Origin of the sequence: Eudoraea sp. (assembly GCF_049665975.1) — a bacterium.
Taxonomy (GTDB): domain Bacteria; phylum Bacteroidota; class Bacteroidia; order Flavobacteriales; family Flavobacteriaceae; genus Eudoraea.
Genome location: NZ_JBATGR010000266.1, coordinates 1 through 5,623, shown reverse-complemented (window position 1 = coordinate 5,623; position 5,623 = coordinate 1). Strand labels below are relative to the sequence as shown.

General features: G+C 37.4%; 4 protein-coding genes and 1 pseudogene. 2 read left to right on the top strand and 3 right to left on the bottom strand.

All coding sequences use genetic code 11. The features are described from left to right. Together WBN20_RS09570 and WBN20_RS09565 are read left to right on the top strand one after the other, a co-directional pair. The coding region (locus tag WBN20_RS09570) for a hypothetical protein (RefSeq protein ID WP_424281513.1) at positions 1–920 on the top strand (920 nt) is incomplete at its 5' end. Between the two features lie 44 nt (positions 921–964). Then, the gene (locus WBN20_RS09565; RefSeq protein WP_424276050.1) at positions 965–1,696 is read left to right on the top strand and encodes a head GIN domain-containing protein; all 732 of its coding nucleotides are present in this window, start codon (positions 965–967) and stop codon (positions 1,694–1,696) included. 44 nt (positions 1,697–1,740) lie between these two features. On the opposite strand, the gene WBN20_RS09560 is transcribed toward WBN20_RS09565, so the two are convergent. The 3 genes and pseudogenes from WBN20_RS09560 to WBN20_RS09550 form a co-directional block, all read right to left on the bottom strand. Beyond that, positions 1,741–3,063 (bottom strand): MFS transporter, encoded by a 1,323-nt coding sequence (locus tag WBN20_RS09560; protein WP_424281512.1) that lies wholly within the window; start codon positions 3,061–3,063, stop codon positions 1,741–1,743. Between the two features lie 71 nt (positions 3,064–3,134). After that, positions 3,135–3,950, bottom strand: coding sequence for a M48 family metallopeptidase (locus tag WBN20_RS09555; RefSeq protein WP_424273639.1), 816 nt, complete (start codon positions 3,948–3,950; stop codon positions 3,135–3,137). A 33-nt stretch (positions 3,951–3,983) separates the two neighbouring features. After that, positions 3,984–5,623: pseudogene (locus WBN20_RS09550) on the bottom strand (TIM-barrel domain-containing protein); the annotation flags it as partial.

The window sequence follows — 5,623 nt, the reverse complement described above, 5'->3', positions numbered from 1 at the left end:
TTACTTTGAGTTCCTGGAACGAGAATAGAGTAGTAATAGAAGTTCATATAAAAACTAGCGGTAATAACGAGTCTAAAGTGCAGGAAAAGCTTGATAAAATTACAGTGGATTTTGAAGCCAGCAGTGATATGGTCTCTGCTAAAACTATTTACAATAAAGATAAAGGAAGCTGGGGTTGGAATTGGGGAAAAAGTAACAATGTGAACATGCAAATAAACTATACCATTAAACTCCCAATAAAAAACAGTGTTCATCTAAACAACGACTATGGAAATATTATGCTGGACCGGATTGATGGCCATGCCAAAATTAGTTGTGATTACGGAAGGTTAGAAATTGGTGAACTACACGGAAGAAATAATGAATTAAAATTCGATTACACATCAAAATCAACTATAGAATATGTAAATAGTGCTAAGATTTCTGCTGATTATTCCGGGTTTACGATACAAAAAGCGGGAAATTTATACATCAGTGCTGATTATACAAATGCTGCGATCGGACAAATGGAAAACCTTGAGTATACCAGTGATTATGGTAAATTAGATGTAGATGAAGCCAACAATGTACAAGGTAACGGGGACTACATAAATGTTAAACTGGGTACAATTCACGGGAATATAGATATAAATGCCGATTATGGCTCTGTGGGCATAGCTAATATGGCCCAGGATGCCGGAAATATTTCAATTCGCTCAGATTATACGGGCATAAAAATTGGTTATGATCCTATGTATAATTTTAATTTTGAAATTTCCACTGAGTATGCCGGAGTTAACGGGAAAGATGATTTTGAAATCAGTATAAGTAAGGAGAAATCTAACGACCGTTATTACAAAGGATTTTACGGTAGCGCAGCTAGCGAAAATATGATCTCCATAACGAGTGATTACGGTGGTATCACTTTTATTAAAAATTGAGAAGAACACTTAATAATAAACACTTTTAGCTAAAACACATTATCATGAAGAAATTAATAACACTTGGAATAGCCCTCTGTATAGTAGCCGTCACAAATGCACAATGGGGAAAAAAGATAAAAGGGAACGGGAATATAGTAACTGTAGAACGATCTACGGAAGAATATGACGCCATAGCAGTCGCAGGATGGTTTGATGTTATCCTGGTTGACGGGCAAGAGGGAAAATTAAGTATTAAAGGGGAGGAAAATTTACTGGAGCATATTAAAACGGAGGTAAAGGAAGGCAAATTGGTCATTAAAGTGAAAAAAGGTTTTAACCTTCAACCTTCTTCCTGGAAAAAGGATGGCGGTATTTACGTTACGGTTCCTGTAGAGAGTGTTAATGAAGTGTCCTTATCTGGTTCTGGAGATATTGTTGGAAAAAAAACGATTTCCGCTTCAGAATTTAGCACAAATATGTCGGGCTCCGGAGACATTACTCTGGATCTGGAATCTAAGACGGTTAGCGCATCGATGTCTGGTTCGGGTGACATCAATTTAAGCGGTACTACTGAAGTATTTGATGTTCAAATCTCCGGTTCTGGTGACATTGAGGCTTATGACCTTATTGCCGATAACGTAGATGCAAGAATTTCAGGTTCTGCCGATATTAAAGTTACTGCTAATAAAATGCTAAAAGCAAGGGTATCTGGTTCCGGAGATATTCATTATCGGGGAGATGCAACAAAAATAGATACTAAATCTTCGGGTTCCGGAGATGTCACCAAAGGATAGAAGTACATCAAAAAAAGAAAGACTATCATACCCTGCCGGAAACGTCAGGGTTTTTTATCGACCCTGGTCAGTAAAAACAATCCGCTAAGAAAAAAAAGACCCAGGAATATAGTTGCATTTCTCATACTTCCAGTAAACTGAGCAATAAAGCCATATAAAAAAGTACCTATTACAATCCCTAGTTTTTCTGCAACATCATAGAAGCTGAAAAAGGAAGCCGTATCGGTTGTTTCAGGGATAAACTTGGAATAGGTAGATCTCGATAATGCCTGTATACCTCCCATGACAATTCCCACACAACCGGCTGCAATATAGAAATCTATCGGAGTTATTAAGAAATAGGCATATATGCAGATAAATACCCATAATATATTTATCACCATAAGTGTTCTTATATTTCCAAATCTTTTGGACGCCCTTGCAGTAATAGTTGCACCAAATATTGCGACTAATTGAATTACTAGAATACTGACAATTAAACCTGTGGTACGTTCACTAGCTGAACCCCAGTTAATCTCCTGCTCCCCAAAATAAGTAGCTATCAACATCACTGTCTGTACAGCCATACTGTATACAAAAAAGGCAACCAGAAACCTTTTTAGCTTTACCTCATTCCCTAATTGATGCCATACTCCTTTTAACTCCATAAATCCATTGAAAACGATATTCTTCCGTACCCCTTTCCGCTTAACCCCTACCGGAAGGTAATAGAAGGTATACTGACTGAACAAAATCCACCAAATACCCACAGTGACGAATGAATATTTCATTGCTTTAATCTCAGCTACTTCAGTAGCATCACCCTCTATACCAAAAATATCAGGCTTCATTACCATAGCAAGGTTTAAAAGAAGTAAAATAACGCTTCCTAAATAACCCAACGAGAATCCTTTGGCACTTATGCTATCCTGTTGCTCCGGGAAAGCAATATCCGGGAGGTACGAATTGTTAATTGCAAAACTCACCCAGAAGCCTACAAGACCAAAAAAGTAGCAAACAAGGCCTAAATAAATATTTTCCAATGAAAACCAGTATAGCCCTATACAGGAAATTCCCCCCAGGTAACAAAAGAACTTCATAAAGATTTTCTTATTACCCAAATAATCGGCAATACCAGATATAAGTGGCGTAATAAATGCTATGAATAAAAAGGCTGCTGATGTAAGATAACTTATTAATGGAGCTCTTGCAATTTCACCACCAAATACGGATACTTTCTCAATATCCGCTACTCTAAACAAGGCTCCATAAAAAATTGGAAAAATGGCGGATGCAATTACCAGGCTATATACAGAATTAGCCCAATCATAAAATGCCCAGGCATTTAATAGTTTCTTACTTCCCTTTATTGCAAAAGTTCTGGCCATATAATAAAAAACTGATCCCTATGAACAGCTTCGAATATACAATTATTAGAGGAATCACTAATTTAAATAGCCTATTGAAATGAAGTTACACCAAACTTCTGAGCTTCCTGTTTTGCCAATGGAGCCCATTGCGTTAAATTCGCAATCCTGGTATCATTAGATGGGTGGGTACTTAAAAATTCTGGTGGTGCATTACCTCCTGCATTAGCCTTCATTCGTTTCCAAAGTTCAGCGGCCTCATCCGGATTATAGCCTGCAATGGCCATAATCTGAAGTCCTATCCTATCCGCTTCCGATTCATGACTGCGGCTAAAAGGTAACATAAGTCCAACAGTTGAACCAATACCATATGCCTGATTAAACATATTTCTTGATTTATCGTCCTGAATTGCGATATTTCCGGCTACGGCTCCGAGTTGCTGTAAGGTTCCTGCACTCATTCGTTGTGCTCCATGATCTGCCAATGCATGTGCCACCTCATGACCCATAACCACTGCGACACCTGTTTCTCCCTGGCAAATAGGCAGAATACCTGTATAAAAAACAATCTTTCCACCAGGCATGCACCAGGCATTTATAAGTGTATCTTTTACTAAATTATACTCCCATCGGTAATCCTTGAGATATCCGGGATATCCATTGGCAGATAACCATCTTTCAGCGGCCGAAGAAATTTTCTGCCCTACCCTTGTAATCATCTTTGCCTCAGTATTGTTCTCTAAGACATTATTTTGGCCAATAAATTCATCATATTGAGCAAAGGCCATTGGAAAAATCTGACTGTTGGGATAGAAGTTCAATACTTTTTGCCCTGTAAAGGGGTTTACTTTACAAGAAGTAATTCCAAGTAATAATATGGATACCAGTAAAAACCTTTTAGCACGCATTATATTGATTATTATGATTAAAATACAAAATTTTTATTTTCCCGTAATGTGCAATACTGTAAATTCTTTTGTTACATGAATTGTATTGTCACCATTTGGCTTTAATTTTTTAATTGGAACTATTTCATTATCTATCTCTATCTCCTCAATTTTAAATGGTAAATCAATTAGATTAATTTTAAATGAGTTGTAAGAAGTAATAAAAGCTCCATTTTTAAACTGCTGGATTATCAATTCATTTTTCTTACCATTCAATTTAAAATTCCTTAAGCTATAAATTCCTTTCGTATAATCATAGCCATCCTGTTCATATTAATAAACTGTTTAATTTTCAATACCATACTTAAAATAAACGTCCAGGATTAACTCTTCTATAACTTTTTCACCAACATACTGCTGGACAGGATATTTGGGAATTATTGCTCCTTCTTTTATAAAAATAGGAATTTTATCAATATCCGCGGCAACCCATTTCTCCATTCCTCCTTCTATAACCTCACCAGACCAAAAGTTATGCCATTTACCTTTAGGAATATACATTCTTCTTCCCAATGCATTGGGTTCCTGTATTGGACAGACTAATATTTGATCCCCAAATATAAACTCATCCGTTCTAAAATGAGTTTGTAAATCTTCCTGATCATAATACACCAAGGGTTTAAGCATGGGTATGTTTTCCTTGGAATATTTCCAAAACATGGTATACAGATAAGGAAGAAGTTGGTATCTTAATTCAATGAACTTCCTGACTATATCCGTCACTTCCTTATCAAATGACCAGGGTTCCTGATCCCCGTGGTCCCCACTTGAATGCACCCGGAAAAAGGGATGAAAGACGCCTAATTGTATCCATCTCGCAAAAAGCTCTCCGTTGGGCTGTTCTGCAAATCCTCCTATGTCTGAACCCACAAATGACATACCACTCATACACATTCTTTGAACCTGTACATTGGCAATCCACAAGTGTTCCCAGGTAGCAACATTATCACCAGTCCAGGTAGAACAAAAACGCTGTGCCCCTGCATATGCAGCTCTGGTTATAACAAAAGGCCGTTTGGGGTAAACGTATTTTTTAACTCCTTCATAAGTCGCCCGTACCATTTGAGTGCCATAAATATTATGAGCCTTTCTATGACTGCAGGGATGACCATCAAAATCATGTCTGGTATCTAATGGAGCAGTTTTAGAAGGAACTTCCATAATAGCAGGCTCATTCATATCATTCCATACGGCATGGGCTCCGGTTTCAGCCATGAGTTCTTTATAGAGGCCTGCCCACCATTTTCTAACTTTTGGATTTGTAAAATCAGGAAAACTACATTCACCCGGCCAAACTTTACCACGCATTAAGGGGCCATCTCCTCTTTTACAGAAATAATCATTCTCCAGGGCTTCCTTATAAACCCAATAATCCTTATCTACCTTTATTCCCGGATCTATCATGACCACTGTTTTAAAGCCGTCTTTATATAAATCCTGAATCATGACTTTAGGATCAGGAAATTTTTTCTTGTCCCAGGTAAAACAACGAAATCCATCCATATAGTCTATATCGAGATAGATAGCATCACAGGGAATTTTAAGGGATCTGAATTTCCTGGCAATTTTCTTAACATTGCTCTCCGGAAAATAACTCCATTTAGATTGATGAAAGCCCAATGCCCATAGTGGTG

What these genes read in the sequence shown, in the direction of transcription:
- WBN20_RS09565 (WP_424276050.1), top strand. Translation starts at nt 965, where the DNA reads ATGAAGAAATTAATAACACTTGGAATAGCCCTCTGTATAGTAGCCGTC.
- WBN20_RS09560 (WP_424281512.1), bottom strand. Translation starts at nt 3,063, where the DNA reads ATGGCCAGAACTTTTGCAATAAAGGGAAGTAAGAAACTATTAAATGCC.
- WBN20_RS09555 (WP_424273639.1), bottom strand. Translation starts at nt 3,950, where the DNA reads ATGCGTGCTAAAAGGTTTTTACTGGTATCCATATTATTACTTGGAATT.